General features: G+C 35.8%; 13 protein-coding genes and 1 pseudogene. 1 reads left to right on the top strand and 13 read right to left on the bottom strand.

The features are described from left to right. Positions 1-370 precede the first annotated feature (370 nt). Positions 371-1,528: a hypothetical protein gene (locus G5A70_RS00740; RefSeq protein WP_173747214.1), complete on the top strand. Its 1,158-nt coding sequence runs from the start codon at positions 371-373 to the stop codon at positions 1,526-1,528. A 302-nt stretch (positions 1,529-1,830) separates the two neighbouring features. Here the strand turns inward: G5A70_RS00740 and G5A70_RS00735 are convergent, their stop codons facing one another. The 13 genes and pseudogenes from G5A70_RS00735 to G5A70_RS00675 form a co-directional block, all read right to left on the bottom strand. Next, positions 1,831-3,624, bottom strand: a complete 1,794-nt coding sequence (locus tag G5A70_RS00735; protein WP_173747213.1) for a DUF6020 family protein — start codon at positions 3,622-3,624, stop codon at positions 1,831-1,833. Then, positions 3,617-6,145: a YfhO family protein gene (locus tag G5A70_RS00730; protein ID WP_173747212.1), complete on the bottom strand. Its 2,529-nt coding sequence runs from the start codon at positions 6,143-6,145 to the stop codon at positions 3,617-3,619. The genes G5A70_RS00735 and G5A70_RS00730 overlap by 8 nt, the downstream gene beginning before the upstream one ends. Before the next feature lie 84 nt (positions 6,146-6,229). Continuing rightward, on the bottom strand, positions 6,230-7,183 hold the full coding sequence (locus G5A70_RS00725) for a glycosyltransferase family 2 protein (protein WP_173747211.1): 954 nt from the start codon (positions 7,181-7,183) through the stop codon (positions 6,230-6,232). Positions 7,184-7,216: 33 nt separating this feature from the next. Then, entirely contained in the window at positions 7,217-7,648 is a 432-nt protein-coding gene (locus G5A70_RS00720) for a GtrA family protein (RefSeq protein WP_173747210.1), read from the bottom strand. Continuing rightward, positions 7,642-8,580: a glycosyltransferase family 2 protein gene (locus G5A70_RS00715; RefSeq protein ID WP_173747209.1), complete on the bottom strand. Its 939-nt coding sequence runs from the start codon at positions 8,578-8,580 to the stop codon at positions 7,642-7,644. Before G5A70_RS00715 ends, G5A70_RS00720 begins: the two co-directional genes overlap by 7 nt. 128 nt (positions 8,581-8,708) lie before the next feature. Then, positions 8,709-9,022 (bottom strand): annotated as a pseudogene (locus G5A70_RS16190) (hypothetical protein); the annotation flags it as partial. An 83-nt stretch (positions 9,023-9,105) separates the two neighbouring features. Further along, positions 9,106-10,521: a lipopolysaccharide biosynthesis protein gene (locus tag G5A70_RS00705; protein ID WP_173747208.1), complete on the bottom strand. Its 1,416-nt coding sequence runs from the start codon at positions 10,519-10,521 to the stop codon at positions 9,106-9,108. Next, on the bottom strand, positions 10,508-12,259 hold the full coding sequence (locus G5A70_RS00700; protein ID WP_173747207.1) for a hypothetical protein: 1,752 nt from the start codon (positions 12,257-12,259) through the stop codon (positions 10,508-10,510). The genes G5A70_RS00705 and G5A70_RS00700 overlap by 14 nt, the downstream gene beginning before the upstream one ends. Next, a complete protein-coding gene (locus tag G5A70_RS00695; RefSeq protein ID WP_173747206.1) occupies positions 12,256-13,389 on the bottom strand; it encodes a glycoside hydrolase family 99-like domain-containing protein in 1,134 nt (377 codons plus the stop codon). Before G5A70_RS00695 ends, G5A70_RS00700 begins: the two co-directional genes overlap by 4 nt. Before the next feature lie 42 nt (positions 13,390-13,431). After that, positions 13,432-14,430, bottom strand: coding sequence for a glycosyltransferase (locus G5A70_RS00690; protein WP_173747205.1), 999 nt, complete (start codon positions 14,428-14,430; stop codon positions 13,432-13,434). A gap of 21 nt (positions 14,431-14,451) precedes the next feature. Then, positions 14,452-15,609: a glycosyltransferase family 4 protein gene (locus G5A70_RS00685; RefSeq protein WP_173747204.1), complete on the bottom strand. Its 1,158-nt coding sequence runs from the start codon at positions 15,607-15,609 to the stop codon at positions 14,452-14,454. Continuing rightward, complete coding sequence (locus G5A70_RS00680) at positions 15,606-16,586, bottom strand: glycosyltransferase family 2 protein (RefSeq protein ID WP_173747203.1); 981 nt, start codon at positions 16,584-16,586, stop codon at positions 15,606-15,608. Before G5A70_RS00680 ends, G5A70_RS00685 begins: the two co-directional genes overlap by 4 nt. 27 nt (positions 16,587-16,613) lie before the next feature. Beyond that, complete coding sequence (locus G5A70_RS00675) at positions 16,614-17,933, bottom strand: UDP-glucose dehydrogenase family protein (RefSeq protein WP_173747202.1); 1,320 nt, start codon at positions 17,931-17,933, stop codon at positions 16,614-16,616. Positions 17,934-17,957: the final 24 nt, after the last annotated feature.

Here is a 17,957-nt window from a genome sequence, read left to right as displayed (position 1 = left end):
TGCATTTTGCGGCTACTAACACCCTGCGTATGAAGCACATCGTTGAATTTAATATTTTGTACACATTGGCTGGAGACATCTTCCGTTTATCTGCAAGGCTATATATAATGAATATCGGAAAACTCAATTTTTCTTTCTTCTTGTATCCCCATGTCTCTTCCCTTATAATAAAGCTATCAACAAAAACGAAAGGATTACCATTATGACACCATTTTTTCATGAGGCCTTCTATATGTGCCTGTTCCCCATATTGATTCTAATTATCCAAAGCCTGTGTTTCCCTGTTTCACAAGCGCATTCTAAAACCATTTCTCTCCCTTGGAAAATGACTGCCTTATTTCTTTCCCTGCTTTATCTATGCATGTCTTCTATGACAGAAGTCCTAAAAGAAAAACTGCCGCTTACCATAAAACTGTTTCTACTTCTTTGCAGCTTTATGGCCTGTTACCTGTTACTTTTACGCATAGGAAACTTTTCTCCAAAGAAAACTGTTCTTCCCGTTACCTTTAGAAAAATTTGGAAAACACCGGTTTATCTGGTCATGATTCCCATTACACTACTGAGCATTTTCATCATTGCAGGCTGCTATCCCGGCGTTTTCTCCACTGACTCCGCCAGCAACTGGAATGACGTTGCTACCAATACCTTCAGCAACTGGCATCCTGTTACCTATTTGTATATTTTAAAGATTATCCAGCGAATTTTCGGAAATCCCTTTCCCCTGGTTATCCTGCAAACACTCCTCTGGCTCTTTGCCAGTCAATATGCGGTGTATCTTTTGGAAAAATACACTTCCATCCGGTACGGCGATATTCTGTATACGCTATTCAGTGTGATTTTTATTTACAGCTACCGCGCACTTGGAAATATCGAAAAAGACACTCTGTGGAACATTGCTCTGTTTTTATTCTGCCTGTTCCTCTTTGATTTTATCAAATCCAAGCAGCTGTTTGCATGGTATAAAATAATGGGATTTACTTTGATTGCCTGTATGGTCTGCACCATACGGCATATGGGAAACGTAATTGTTCTGATAACCCTGCTGGCGCTCCTGCTCTATGAATGGAAGTCGAAATACACTGACACAAAAAAACGAAAAAAACAGCTGCTCTTTCTTCTGGGTGTGTCCATTCTGATACCTGTATTTCTAATCAACATACTGGGCAGCCATGTTCTTCACATGGTACCCAATGAAGAATATGTAAAATACAGTGTCCCAGTATCCATGGCTGGTGCTGTGGCCTCCAAAGAAACTTTAGACGCAGAAGATATTGCTGTTTTGGAAGAAATCATGCCTTTAGAAAAATGGCAGTCCTGCTATGACAAATATTATGCTGACTCCTTGTCCCGGACTTGGGGTGCCATAGGAGACGATGCTTTAAAACTAAGAGATAAAGATTTTCAGAAGAAAATTCTTCTGCTCAATGCAAAATTTTTATTCAAATATCCTGTGACTTATCTTACTGCATACTTTGATATGACCAGTATTATCTGGGAAATGGGAACGCCGGCTGACGGATATGAATAGATTCCTGTCACAATTTACAGTTCTGCCTTGGATAATTATCCAGGACTTGCAGAGCTACAGATTCAATCAAACCTGTCCACCAGAATTCAACAGAACTTTTTTGGTCACTCTGACCAGATTCCTGTATGGTCCTCTATCTGCTGGCGTGGCGGTTTTTCCATTTTTGTCCTGCTTGTATGCAGTTGTCTTCTCATAAAGAAAAAAAGGTCTCGGGAATTGCTGGCGCTTCTGCCTGCCTTGCTTTTAACAGGCATACTCTTTCTTGCCAATCCTTCCCAGGACCCTAGATATATTGACAGCTATCACATGCTGATGTGCTTTTTTCTGCTTGTTGCCTCCTCCTCAGAAGGAGGCAGCAACAGAGGATAAAATACCAACAAAGGGACTCCCAGCATCATAATAAAAATATACCGCAATCCAAATGCTGTAGGCGTAGCAATCATTAATGTAAGCCAATTCCCCACCATAATCAACAACGGCAGAATGTATCTGGACTTTCTCTTTACCCAGCATAGCAGTACGTCATAAAGAGCAATCCAAACCAACAGCCCTGAGGCCATAAAATCATACTTTCCACTCATTTTTTCCTGCATGGCATAATTAAAATAGCTTTCAAATGGCGCTATCTGGTAAAGCCACCAGTCGTTTGCAGCAATTTGCGTTTTTACGAATTCATATGGCGTATCTCCGCCAATATGCCAAAATCCATATGTTCCCATAAGATATTGTTCCACATAAATTCCAAAATTAGATTTTAAAAGCGAAAACCATGTTTGAAAAAATGCTGCTTTGTGTGCATTCAGATAGTCTGTATGGAATTCCGGTGCCCACTTCACGGGGTCTACCAAAAAGGGATTATAATACTCCTGATACTTTTCCATAGGCATAAGATGATTCAGAAATTCTTTATCTTCCTTTGTCATATTTCCATCTTTTATCACTACTCGTACCATTTGCTGCAGAGGGATTCCTATAGACTCCACAAACTCATTCTCAGCCGAAAATACGCCCTTGTAAACCGGACCTGTTATAGTACAAATACAAAGAATCGTCACAGCACAAGTAAGAGCCACTCTCTTTACCCTCTTTCGGTACATATAAACTAGAACCACACTGATAAGAATCATGATGTATATCCCATTATTGCGCATAAGAGAAATTAGGACTCCCAACACACCATACAATACTAGATTTTTTCTTTTCAAAAAGGCTTCTCTATCGAGAACTGCTTTATCATATAAAAACATACCAAGAAGAAGCAAAAGCCCACTATACCATGGATCCTTCCACATAACAATGGCATAATTTCCGAATACCGGAATAGTACAGAAAAAGGCCAGCGCAAAATATGTACAAAACCGATGAATTCGCCTCTGCATCCACTCTAAAAAATATCCCAACAAAAATGCCATAGAAACCAACTGCAACAGAGAATACAACAACACTCCCAGATTAGGATTTCCTAAAGCCCTGCCCAGCCAGACACTGCCTCCTGCAAGCAATGAATAAAAGACCGGAAAATGGTTATCCCAAGGCAAATCTCCCAATACCATAGCTATAGAAACTGTGGCGTCTTCCGGCACAATCCCCGGATAGTAAATAAACAGTACCGGAGTCCAGAAAAGCATGAAAACAATGCTGTACAACAACCAATTTCCTTTCCTACACGTTCCCCCTTTCTCATCTTTTCCAGTCCTCTCCATCAAATTTCGCATCCTCCCGTCAAAGAAAAACGTTGACAGTGTGAGAAAAAGCAGCATTCCTGTCCCAAAATATACTATCAACCAGACAATATCTCCCGCAGAAAACATCTGGAATTCCCAATCCCCTGCATGAATTTTTTCCCCGACAACTACCATAGCCGCAAATAACAGACCAAAAAAAATACTTCCAGCTCTCATCCGGCTATCTTTTAAGACTTCTCTCCTTGCCCCAAGCCATTTGATACAAAAATAAATGCCCAGGCCTATAATTCCCACTTTCCATGGGTCCATTTTCCAGTTTTCCTGGTGAAAAAAAATAAGATTTGCCCATGCGATTCCCAAAATCAACAGAAAAATATCCTGGTTTGCATTTAACCGTTTCCTGTTACCCATTCTTTCTCCTTCCTGGTCTGCAAAAATACTTTTCTGTCTGACACATTCCCACAAACAACAAAACTCCTATTACAGAAAGAACGATTCCCATTTTGATTCCCGGTACATGATAGTGCAGTTCAATTTCATTGATTCCTGCTGATACTGGAATCAATGAAAGTGCGTTGGCACCTCTCTGTATTTCTACTTTCTCTCCATTGACACTGGCACTCCACCCCTCATCATACGGCACTGATAGCAACAGATATCCTTCGCTGCCGGACTCATAGGTACCTTTTACATACCCATCCTCAAAAATTTCTGTGTGCATCTCCTTATTTTTCAGTTCTTCTATTACCTCCTGAAATACATCCATATCCAGAAAATAGAAATGTGGAAAAATTTCCTGCTCTGTCCCCGTATAATTTGTCAATGTTACCGTATGGTCCTGACTTCCATATCCTGCAGAAAATACCTTTTCACTTAACCAGGTAGCATAATTACATCGGTAAGTTCCATCAATAAAAAGCTGTAGTTCCGTAATCCAGGAATCCACATAACCATAAAGAATATCTTCCGGATTTCCCTGTGAAAGTAGAAATTCCGCCTGTCCATTCTCTATTTTCATCACAGGTTCTGTCTTCTTGAAAATTTCAACTTCCCGGCCCAGTAAATTAGAAAATAACTCATTCTGAAAGGCAAACGGGTCTGCATTTTCTATATTTTCCAAAATTTCTTTTCCTGTTCCAATTCCTACGTCCAACGCATAAGGGTTCAAGTATACCGATTTCCCATTATATTCCGGTATTTCATCCACTTTCTCATAACCCGCTACCTCTTTTTGGGAAAGCAGATATTTCACCCCGAAAAGCGCATCAGATGGTATAATAGATTCCTGGATTACGCTTAAATCCAAGAGTGTAGAATATCCCACATCGAAAATCATTTTGGAAATATCCGTATCATAAGTAGACGAATAATGGGCTAATCCATGGTAACCATAAACCATAGCTTCATTTAGAAAAGCAGAACAGCCATCCCCTGCATCATTCCTCTTCTCCAGTGTATCCATTCGATAGAATACGGATTCTTCTCTTTCCTGAATCTGCTCTATCTGCTGCTGGGACTGAGATACATAGTCCGTATAAACACGAATATCCGGATTTGCGCCATAATTAATCACAAAAGTAAATACGCCATTAAGGACTAATTCTGCTGCCAGCACCCCCGGCAGGACTCTTTCCAGAATTTTTTTCTTTCCAAGCACACAAAACAAAATCCCATATACCACAAGAAAAATTATCGTAGCATACAAATTTTGCTTTTCATAATATCCGTTCTTCTTCTGAAAAAACAGAATCATTAAAATGCCCACTGCAAATATCAGCCCCATAGCCCTTCCATTTTTCTTCTGCTGGTAAATCTGTACACCTCTGCATCCCAGATAGAGCACCAGAAAAGTCACAATGAAGCTATATCGAAAACGGTAAGTACCAGCATAGCGCATACCGCTCCAAATACAATCCAGCGGAATCAGCCAGCAGCTTGTAAACATAAAGCCTACAGCCAAAAGCGCCAACACTTTTTCCTTTATTTTTATCTCTTTCGTAATAAAAAAATAAATAAAAAAGCCAAAAAAGAGAAGACCACAATACAAGGAGACCGTAGGAACGATACTCCCCAATGCAAATCCCTGAAAGACATCTATAAAAGAATCATACGTCCCAAACTGAAAAATTTCCGGGTTAAAGGCCTGTTTTCCCTTTTTCAGCCCTACAAAAATCGGATAAAACAGAAAGCAGCTTGCCAAAAGTCCTGAAAGCATAGTCACTCCGCACTTTACTGTATCCAGAATAAAACGTCCCCATTCCTTTTTTGTAATCTGATGAAATGCAAGAATTCTCTCATAAAAATAATAGCATACCGAAAAAAGTCCTATCATATATCCCGTATACCAATTGATCGCGATACTAAAAAATACAGCCAGAAAAAGCCCTAGTTTTCTGTCTCTCTGCACAAATTCATAGACAGCCAATAATAGCAGCGGGAGTAAAATCACCCCATCCAACCACATAATATTGGATAGCTGTAGAATATTATACTGCATCAAACCATAGGCAACGGAAAGCATGCACACCATTTCTTTGGAAATACCAGAGAATCGCTTTTTGATAAAAACAGAACATGTAATTCCTGCCAATCCCAGTTTTCCTGCCGTCAGCCAAAACAAAAACAAAGGAATCTGTTCCTTTTCAAAAAAGACAACCAGCAAATTTAAGGGGCTGCCCAGATAATATCCAAACAATGCCACTAATGAACCACCAGCCGACTTAGAAAAAGAATAGCCAAGTTTCGCCTTCCCCAGCAACACATCACGATAATAGGCAAAAAAATCCACATACTGAATCTCCTCATCCCAGAGCAAATTCGTTTTACTTCCAAACGGATAAAGGCCACTGGCTGCCTGTATGAGTACAAACAACCCAACAATTATGAAAAAAATAATTCCTGCCCATATCCAGCTTTCATATCGTTTCCTCATATTTGCTTCTCCATTTTTCTTCATATTTTAAACATTCAAAAGAAGCTGTCCTCTCTTTATCATCGGAAAGAACAACCTCTCTCATTATTCTTGTATACTTTTATCTTTTATATTTGTTTCCCCACAGATGTAAATGGGTCTTTTCTTTGTTTCCAAATAGGTTTTTGAAAGATACATACCTAAAATTCCTATACACAAAAGCTGGATTCCCCCCAGCATGAGGATAATGCAGGTCATAGAGGGCCAGCCTGCCACTGGGTCACCGAAGCAAAGGGTTCTGATAAGGATGAAGATTAAAAATAGAAAAGCAATACAGCATACACCGACTCCCAACATAGAAACCATAGCCAGGGGCGCCGTAGAAAATCCAATAATCCCTTCCAGGCTGTATTTAAAGAGCTTCCAAAAAGACCACTTGGTTTCTCCCGCCTTTCTCTCCACGTTTTCAAACTCTATCCATTTTGTCTTAAAACCGACCCAGCCGAAAATCCCCTTAGAAAAGCGATTGTATTCTGAAATTTCCAGAATTGCCTCTTTAAATTGTCTGGTCATCAAACGATAATCTCTGGCACCGTCCATAATTTCCGCAGTGGAAATCCGATTCATAAGCCTGTAAAAGCGTCTTGCAAAAAAAGAACGGATAGGCGGTTCCCCCTTCCGGCTGACTCTTCGGGTAGCTACCGAATCATAGCCTTCTTCCCGGATACCGCGAAGCATTTCCGGCAGCATCGAGGGCGGGTCCTGCAAATCCGCATCCAGCATTGCCACATAATCTCCGTCTGCATGCTGAAATCCGGCATAGATAGCAGCTTCCTTTCCAAAATTTCTGGAAAAAGACAGGTACTTTACTCTGGTATCTTTCTCTGCCAGCTCTTTTACAATAGCCAGCGTCCTGTCTTTGGAACCATCGTCTACAAAAATCACTTCTAACTGAAATTCCGAAAGTTTTTCCGCAACTTTACAAAATTCTTCGTAAAAGTAGGGCAGAACCTCTTCTTCGTTATAACACGGAACTACCAGTGATATCTTTTCTGACATATTTCTTCTTCCTCCTTTGTACAGTGCCATACTTTATTCAGCTTGTCCTCTGTGCTGCTTCTCCTTTCGGAAAACCCAGAATTTGCTGAAAATATAATTCAACACAGTTACCAACACCTGGTTCATCAGTTTCACAATATTATCATCTATCTGACAGACCTGAACAAAGAAAAACATACTCAGAATTTCCACAAGAAGAGAGGCCACCCTGCTGGATACAAAACTGACCAATTCCTTTGTTGTCGCCTGAACACTGGTATAAGGAGATTTAAACACATACTTTTTGTTGGTCACATAAGCAAATGCCACAGCCAGCACCCAACTGATAATATTGGCTGCCTGATAATACATCTGCAAAGTATTTGCCATAATAAAATACGATACAAGAGAAACTATCATAGTACATACCCCTACTATGATGTACATAATAAGCTCCTCATATTTTTTCATCAGTTTTTTTAACATAATTCATCCTTTTTCATTCTTCTAACCAGCTGTAGTCTGAATTCAAATTCCTGTCTTTCCCGTTCCGCAATGGTAGATAATATCATGCCGGAAAACAGTGATTGCAGAGCAGCCAATGCCATAAATCCACTGACAATCAAGGTAGGGAAATTCGGTACCAGCCCAATCTCAAAATAGGTAATCAATACCGGTACAAACATACAGGCTGCTATAATAAACAACAGTAAAGATACCATACCAAAAAATTGCATGGGCTTATAATTTTTGTATAACCTTCCAATGGTTTTCAATACTTTAAAGCCATCTGAATACGTATTCAGCTTTGATTCGCTTCCCTGCGGCCTATCTCTGTATTCAATGATTATATTCTCCACGGCCATATTTTTGTCTACCGCATGAATACTCATCTCGGTTTCAATTTCAAATCCTTTAGACAATACCGGAAAACTCTTTACAAACTCATAGCTGAACGCTCTGTACCCTGTCATAATATCCCGGATATTGCTTCTGAACAGTCGGTTAATACTTCCTCTTACCAAACTATTGCCAAAATTGTGGAAAGGCCGCTTATTTTCCTCAAAATAAGTAGAAGACAGACGGTCACCAACCACCATATCCACATTTCGCTCCAACACTTTATTTACCATTTCTCTGCCCATCTCTGCCGGATACGTATCGTCTCCGTCTATCATAATATAACACTGGGCATCAATTTCCCGGAACATACGGCGAATGACATTTCCCTTTCCCTGCTGGTATTCGTAACGAACCACCGCTCCGGCTTCTCTGGCAATTTCATCCGTTCCGTCCTTTGAATTGTTATCATACACATAAATGACAGCCTCTGGAAGCTCTCGTTTCCAGTCCTTTACTACCTTTTCGATAGTCTGGCTTTCATTATAGCATGGAATTAAAACTGCTATTTTATCCACTTTTGTACTCCTTCTAAATTTCTATTATAAACTTTCATTTTCCTTTGTAATCTTACTACAGATTGTGAGAAAAGGGAAGTGTAAGTTTATTTGTAAGTAAACGCCAAATAGCGAGTACCTTGATGTTTTTCCTGGTTCAGAGCATAACCGACTGCATTCACATACTTTCCATTGATGATTGCAGCTACCAGAGATAGTGATACCAGGCTTCCATGTAACAAGGTCTTTGGATAGTCTGCTTTGACCATATGTTCATCCGTTTTGCTGGCATATACCTGGAAATTGCATCCGGTAACTGTTTCCATCAGAAGCTGCATTTTTCATTTGATGCACAAAGTTCCTTTGTTAAGGCTTCCAACTGTTCCTGCTGTTGCAAACGCAGATGGATAAGAAGCGACTTATCAACTGTATTTAATTGTTCTTCCGTATACTCAACTGCCATAACCGAACCTCGCCTTTCTTTGACCAGACTGCAGTCCATTTAGAGCCGGAATATTCACAAAAAGCAAAATTCCTTCAATCGTATTACTTCATTATAGTATTTACTAAACTGTTGTATGCTTTTATTAGCTCTTTTCTATTTTTCACAAAATATACTATATACAAAATCATATATAGGATACAACTTTGTCCAATACTTAAACACCAACTCAATATTGAGAAAAGTATACATAAAAATAATATTTGACCATTATTACTTTTTATATGCATATTTTGAGTCAAATATTTATCCGCAATGATAAATCTTAGCATATACACAATATGAATAGCAATAAATGCTAATAATAAATTCTTTAACATTACTGTTGATATTATCGTTAAAGCAATACTTATTACCAAAGAAATAATATTTATTATTGCCAACGCATTCTCTTTTCTTAATGACTTCATATATGTATTAATTAATAAGGAAATAAAACTTTCATAAACACACATTGGGAATATCAAAACCATATATTTTAAGCTTATACTATACTGCGGAATCCAAAGTTTTATAATAAACTGCATAGGATAGTATAATATTAAAAAGCCTAAAAACAGAACTGACAACACCATTTTTAATTTTTGATACAAATCTGGTAAAATAGATGAGGGCATTTTTTTTAGCATAGGAAATATAACAATTCCAATAGCATTAATAAAGACTAAAATAAAATTTGAAATATTTATTGCCAACGACACTTTACCATATGTTTCAATATTCCACTGGTACTCTATACCTATTCTAATTATTCCTATCAAAAGCAATGATGCTATATTAGCCAACATTAATTTTGATCCTGCTTGTATATTCAATTTCAACTCTTGTAAACAGCTTTTAATATTGATTATGTTGCCCCAAATTATATCCCTACATATAAAACATACATAAATAAAGGATAGCATCTTTCCTATTATATCCGATAGAATAATTGTTTTAAAACTGAGATTTCTGACAAAAATCCAACACAAAATAAGTCCTGCAAAAACAGTCTTTTCAATTATAAGCATAATTCCATAATTATTAATTCTATCTGTTGTTTGTAATACCATTTGACAAAAAGTTCTTGGTAAGACAACTAATGCGGCACATAGCAGCATAAAGAATACATATTGTTTTTCTATCGTAGATGCACCTAATCTAAATATATTCCAACTTATTAATACAACTACAGATTCCATTACCCACGAAATCCAAAATTGACTTCTAAACAACGGTTTGTCTAATTTTTGATAAGAATATCCGCCATATCTTAAATATATTCCATCTGGTATACCAAAGTGTAAAAATCCTATATAGTTTGTATAAAAAATATACAGCTGACTATAGCCATATTCTTCTATACTAACAAAACGAGGTAGTACCAACGTAGTTAATAATGAAACAAGCATAGTTATTCCATTCGCACCGAAGGCATACAATAAATTTAAAATTAATTTTTTACTTCTACCATTCACCATTATCCTTCTCACCTTTGTATTCATACAAACTTAATCTTTCATTCGTATATATTTTTTTACAATTGAGAACACTTTCATTTAAATGACAGCTATTATCAGCTACTATTAATTTATTTTCCCCCTTAATATCCCTTTCTATAGAGTCTATAGTCACATACTTCATTTCCTGTTTTGGCAAATATTGTTGAATGAACCCACCATAATAATGCATTGTATAATACTCTTCATTCTCCCTCATAAGTAAAACCTCATAATTTTTATTGTCTTTTTCTATTTTTTTTTGTATCTCAATACCAATATCATATGTTTCAGCTTTTATGTTATTAAAATCTGTCCATTGCTCTTTTATATTATACCCTATAAAAATTTGTGCACTAACAAATATATAAATAAATATCTTTTTATAAAATATCTTTTTATTATATAAAATGTAGGAACACAGTAGAAAAAGGAGTATACTAATCATTACCATACTATATAAATACAGTTCATTTTCTGAATAAAAAGCGCCTAACACAGGTGTGGATATTTTTATAAACTGTTGATTAGATACCCAACTAAGTGCTTTTTTTACAAATGGACAACATAATAGTAGCATTATTCCATATACTGAAATTCTGATTTTTTTCACTCTCAACTTTGTCATCTCAGCTAAAGCAATAGCTATAACTGGTCCAATCATATATTCAATATATCTTGTATAGATAACGCTATCCTTACGAATGGGATACAATGCAAATAGTGCAGAAATACCAGCCGCGCAAATCAATATTAGTAAAAGAAATATATATGTGATTTCTTTATTTCCTAAATTACATACTCTTTTTATAAAAATCATATAAATTTTCTTTAAACAAATTTCCATAAAGAGCAACGGTACAAAGAAATATGAAACAATAATTGCAAATAATTTACTAATAAAGCTAAAAATAAAATTCAAAATCCCATCAATGCTAGTTAATTCAAATATTACCCCTACTACCCCTGTATAATCATTTCCATTGGTGGTTACTGTATTCCCGCTCCATATGGCCTCTTTCACAAGTTCTTTTATTTCTGTTTGTAATATCAACCCTAAAACAATGGTTATTACTACTATGAACGCAGATTTCTTAGATATTTTTTTTACAAATGTCATAAACATAATTAGCATAATAGATGCTACTACTACTGCCAACGCTCTCTGATGTAACAAGTGAATAAAAGAAATTAACCCGCCCAATATTACACTGTTTAAAAGGCTTGGGTTTTTTAAAAAAACTAGAAAACTAGCAATTATCAAACACATACTAAAGAATAAAAAACATTCTGCCAGTGCATATCCGACCATAATAAAAGTGTACATATTAACTGTTGCCATAAAACATATACTGCTTCTTAATACTACCTCTATGTCTGGAAAAAGTTCCTTAAGAATATAATTTAATGACAAAAAAGCTCCTACTAAACTGAAACTATTAATTATACTTGCCCCGTAGTACACTGTAATCCCACTATCAAATAACCAATATAGCGGTGTCAAAAAAATACTATATCCATAAGAATAGTAGGGAACATCCGACAATACAGATTCCCAACCATACCCAGCAAAATATGCTGCATTTCCTAAATAGCCAAATTCATCGTTTATAACGGAAGGAAAACCAATTTTATCAAAGCTAACCAAAGACAAACATACTATTATTATACATTCTATAACTATTACTATTTTTTCTCTACTAATATTTCTTACTTTCATCCTAATTCTCTACTCTCATTACACGGATATGTTGGAAATTCATTATTTTCATTTAAGGCTTCTTGTATAGCTTCCAACATTTGGAAACCATACTTTTCATCTGGTTCCAAATATCCTCCTTCACCCCATTCGTTCCATGCAAACATAAATATCATATCTTTTTTATATTTAGTTCTAGCATTTTTAATTTGTAATGACAAATAGTTCTTAAACTTTTCTGGGCTAACCCCAGTAAAAACAGATGCCTGCTTTTTATATCTTGGTGTATTATCCCAATCCACAAAAGCACCTGGTATCATTTTTTCATCTCTTGGCTGCATTTTTAAAATATATTTCCATGCCTTATCATAATCAAAAATTATAGTTGAAAATCTTGTAGAAGGAAAATTTATTTTGTTAGTCATTACATTTAACATTTTACGTAAAACCAATGGAATTGATTTTTTCTGGTTTTGCATAGCATAATTAGGCTGGTATTCAATTCCATAATCAAATAAGTCCCCTCCCAAATCCGTTTGATGATTATAATATCGATGTTGATAAGCATACGATATTCCACCAATTCCTTTATTTTCTGCTAAATCATTCCAATACTCTAAAAGTTCCTTTAAGCAAGGTATCAACTCTGGTCTGTATATTACCAAAAGCGGCTTGCCATTACATTTTATATAACGCTTATCTTTAAAAAACTTCTCTAAATATTCAAAGTGCTTTTTCCAATCTTCTTTATTTTCATAATTTTGAGCTATAAGAACTTCTTTGCTACGTTTTGCCCATGCCTTTGTCCAATTCTCATTTGCCCAGCAAATACAAAATGGCAATTGTATTTCTTTGTCTGATAACATTTGTTCCATAGGTTTTTCCATTAGTAACTTTCCATTAAACCAATAGTGATAATAGCAAAAACCATAAACACCATACTTCTGTGCTAAATGGGCTTGCCATCTCAAATTTTCTGTTTCCGTTAAATCATAATAATTATTATCTAATGGAACTCTTGGTTGATTATGATTTTTAAATAAGGGTTGCGCACTTCTCACATTGTTCCACTCAGTAAATCCCGTTCCCCACCATGCATCATTTTCAGGAAAACAATGAAACTGCGGTAAATAAAAAGCAATAATTTTCATAAATTAAAATCCTTCCCTTTCTTAAATCCTCTCACATATCAATCAATATTTCATTTTGATTTTATATCGATAAATTATTTTATCATACATCTGTCCTAATTTTCTTAAAATTTCTAATGGAATATATGTTCCCATTGCCAATACTCTAGAAGTTTTTTTTGCGTTTCTATCTGTCAATACCACTTTTCTATATTTTTTAATTATTTTTTTTAATTCAATATTTTGCTTCTCATAACCACTTGCTGGAATTGCTCTTAGCAATTGAATCGCACTTATTAGCATCCTATTAACGCCTGCCTGCTTTAATTGTGGAAAATTTATTTCCAAATATTCTAAAATTTCTTCTGATATTTTGATTAAATCCCACTTTTCTATAACAAAAACTGAATGTTGTGTGCTATTCTCTCTCATAAGATAAAAATATTTTTTTTGAGAAGTATATACTACCCTCTTTGAAGCACCAAACCACTTATATACGGTTCCTAAGTCTTCATATTTTCTTCCTGCTGGAAATTCATATTTCAAAAAAAGTTCTTTCTTTATTAGCTTTCCCCAAGGAGCTGTAGTAAACGTTTTTCTATACAATAACTTTTCTAGAGCGTCTTCTCCCGAATAAACAACATATTCTTCTTTGTTATTATTTTTACAAACAAATTCTCTTGATTCTCCTTCAAAAATTTTTTGATAACCGCACACTGCAATATCCGCATCTGCATATTTTAACAAAGTGTATAAACACTCTATATAGTCTAAAGCAATAGTATCATCTACATCTAAAAACGCAATGTATTCTCCTTCGATTAATTCTCTACTACTATTTCTAGCGACTGCCGGTCCTTGATTTTTTTGATACTTTGCCTTAATAAAATCATATTTTTCTACATATCTTTCAATAATTCTTCTACTTTCATCAGTTGAGCCATCATCAACTAATATAAGTTCTATTTTTTTATATGTCTGTTTGATAATACTCTCAATAATACCTTCTAAATATTGCTCAGCATTAAATATCGGTATTACAATGCTAATTAATTCTGTCATTCTAAATACTTCCCTTAATTTTTACATAGAATCTAAAATTTCATGAAATTGTATTGCTATATTTTCATATCCATATTTTTTTGATGATTCTAATGCATTATTCGACATTTTTTGTCTAACTTCATCATCCGATAATAAAATTTTTATTTTTTCTTCTATAGCAACTGAATCTTTATCGGGAATAATAAAACCATTTTTCTTATTCTCTATCGCCTGTGGTATTCCCCCCGTATTTGTTCCTATTATCGGTAACCCTGAAGCTAGAGCCTCTGCGATTACTGTAGGAGTTCCTTCTGTAATCCCTCCCTCAAGGGTAATAGATGGGATTACAAATATATCACTAGATGCATATATCGTAGGCAATTCATTGTGATTCTTTCCTCCTAAAAATAAAACTTTTTCTTGTATTTCCTTTGCTCGCTCTTTTAACTCTCTTTCTAATGGTCCTTCCCCTACAATTATTAATTGAGCATCTATATTCTTCATAGCATCAATTAAATATTCTATGCCTTTAATTTTTACAAGCCTTCCTACAAACAAAATTATCTTTTTTTCCTCTTGTCCAAAATATCCCTCTACTCTTTTTTCTCTACCAAATTTTTTCAAATCACATCCCATAGACTGAATCCGTATATTCTGTGTCTCATATTTTTCTTCAAGTTTTTGTTTTAATTTTTTAGATACAACTGATACTGCTCCCGCTTTATCTAATGCTCTTTTTTTTAAAAAAGAAAAAGGGAATTTATTTAGTTCTAAAACATCGCCACCATGACCTGTCAGTAAATATGGTTTATGAAAAAAAGATTGGACAATACCTTGCGGAATAATCCAATGTGCATGGACAAGATCATAATTTTTAAGAATTTTTAGTTGTTTATACCATAACCCTATAAATAAAAACGGAACTAACAAAACACGTATTTTTTTTTCTTTTATTCTGGGCACGATAGCCCCTGGATAGCATAGAGTTTCCCATCTTCTTACAGGAAAATAATGGTATCGCGATACCTTAATTCCTTCCATTATTTCATTATCTTTAGTTTCTGGACAAGCCGGTACTAAAACTGTCACATCAAAATACTTATTTAATTCTTTAGATAAATCCAAAACAAATCTAGGCTCTGTATCGCCTTCCCACCTCGGGAACGTCGATGCCGTTACTAACAATTTTTTCTTCATCTTTCTGTATCTTCTCCATTTTTCTGCTCTTCATGACCTTTTCCATAATCCATTTTTCTCAGTTCAAACTGAATATCCTCTAACAATTTCCTATTCGCTGAAATTACATCTCCTAACAAACCTATAGATTCTGTCACTACAGCAATAATAATCAACAGTGTGCATAATAAAAGAGACTGCACATGCCCTGCTCCATTGCCATTGAAATAATATACAAGAAAGCGAATCCCCAGTGCTATACCCGCCATACCAAAAATTCCAGCAATCCACGTAAAACAATACAACGGCTTATACATCATCAAGGCTCGACCAATGGTCAACATGGATTTCTTCACATATCCAAACATACTGCTGAACAATCTGGAAGGTCTCAACTCTGCATTTGTCCGAATAGGTACAGATGTAACTGCCATTTTCTGTCTGCCAGCCTGTACAATTGTTTCCAAGGTATATGTATATTCATTAATAACATTCAAACGCATAGCCGTATGTCTGCTATAGGCTCTGAATCCACTTGGAGCATCCGGAATATCTGTCTTCGATGCTTTTCGTACTACCCAGCTTCCCAAATGCTGCAATTTTTTCTTCAGAGGCGAAAAATGTTCTGTCTGATCGATCGGTCTTTCGCCTACCACCATACCAGCTTCTCCTCTGAGAATCGGCTGTATTAATTTCTCAATATCAGCTCCACAATACTGGTTATCTGCATCTGTATTAACAATAATATCTGCACCATTTCTCAGACAAGCATCAAGTCCTGCCATAAATCCTCTGGCAAGCCCTTTATTATTACGGAAGCTTACAATATAATTTACACCCCATTTTCTGGCCACCTCTACTGTGTTATCTTTGCTTCCATCATTAATAATCAGATATTCAATCACATCAATACCTTCAATATGTTTTGGTAAATCATTCAATGCTACTTCCAAGGTTTCTGCTTCATTATAGCAGGGGATTTGGATAATCAGTTTCATAACTCTTTCCTCTCTTGTTTCTTTTTCTTACTTTTCAATATATAAATCTGGATTAACCGTTCTCCTTCCTATAGAATCATAGGTAATCCTGGTATTTGCAAAATCACTCAGATTATAGCAGTTTCTGCCATCCAGAACAATCGGATGCTTCATAAGTTCTTCATACTTTTTAATATCAAATTCTTTCACTTCTCCCCACTCTGTAAGGATTAAACATAAATCTGCACCTGCAATGGCATCCTCTATGCAGGAACAATACTGAATCTTTTCTGGGAAGCATTTTTTGAAATTTTCCTGGCCCACTGGATCCCATACCCTAATATAAGCACCATCTTCCATAAGAATCGGAATGTTCACTAGTGATGGTGCTTCTCTTAAATCATCTGTTCCTGGTTTAAAAGTACATCCCAGAATAGCTACATTTAGGAATAGAAAATCATTGTAATATTTTTTTGCTTTTTTCACCAATTTGAATTTCTGATTTTCATTCACCTCAATAGCTGCCTTAATCGTACGAAGCTCATTATCATTAAAATTAGCAAACCAGTTCAATGCCTTGGTATCTTTTGGGAAACAGGAACCGCCGTAACCAATACCTGATTTCAGAAAACGGTGTCCGATTCGCTCGTCAAATCCCATACCGGCTGTGACTTCTTCAATATCTGCCCCTACTGTTTCGCACAGATTTGCGATTTCATTAATATAGGAAATTTTAAGCGCAAGGAAATCGTTTGACGCATATTTAATCATCTCTGCACTTCTTCGTTCCACTACCAGCTTTGGTGCATCAAAATTTTCATATACTTGTTTCAACACATCTGCTGGATATTCTTCTGTAACTCCAATTACAATTCTGGAAGCATGAAGCGTATCATGGACAGCCGTTCCCTGAGATAAAAACTCTGGATTGGATGCCACATAAATTTTCACATCATTTACTTGTTTATTATGGATATAAGATTCAATCTTATCGTTGGTTCCAATAGGAACTGTTGATTTCAAGACTACTACACAATGTTTCTCTGCTGTCTGGGCAATCTGCTTCGCCACTTGGAATACATAGGTCAAATTCGCTGAACCGTCGTATTTCTCCGGTGTTCCTACTCCAATAAAAATCACATCAGCATCTTGATACGCACTTTTATAATCCGTAGTAAAAATAAGATTCTCCATGCTTTCTTTCATTAACTCAGGAAGTCCCGGCTCATAAATTGGAGACTCTCCTCTCTGCATTTTCTTCACCTTATTTTCGTCTACATCTACACATGTAACCTTATGTCCCTTACTGGCCAGACAAACACCTGTAACCAGCCCCACATAACCAGTTCCTGCCACTGCAATTTTCATTTTTTTACCATCCTTCGTATATAT

Source organism: Blautia hansenii, assembly GCF_013304445.1.
Taxonomy (GTDB): Bacteria; Bacillota; Clostridia; order Lachnospirales; family Lachnospiraceae; genus Blautia.
This window is presented reverse-complemented; position numbering and strand designations above follow the sequence as displayed.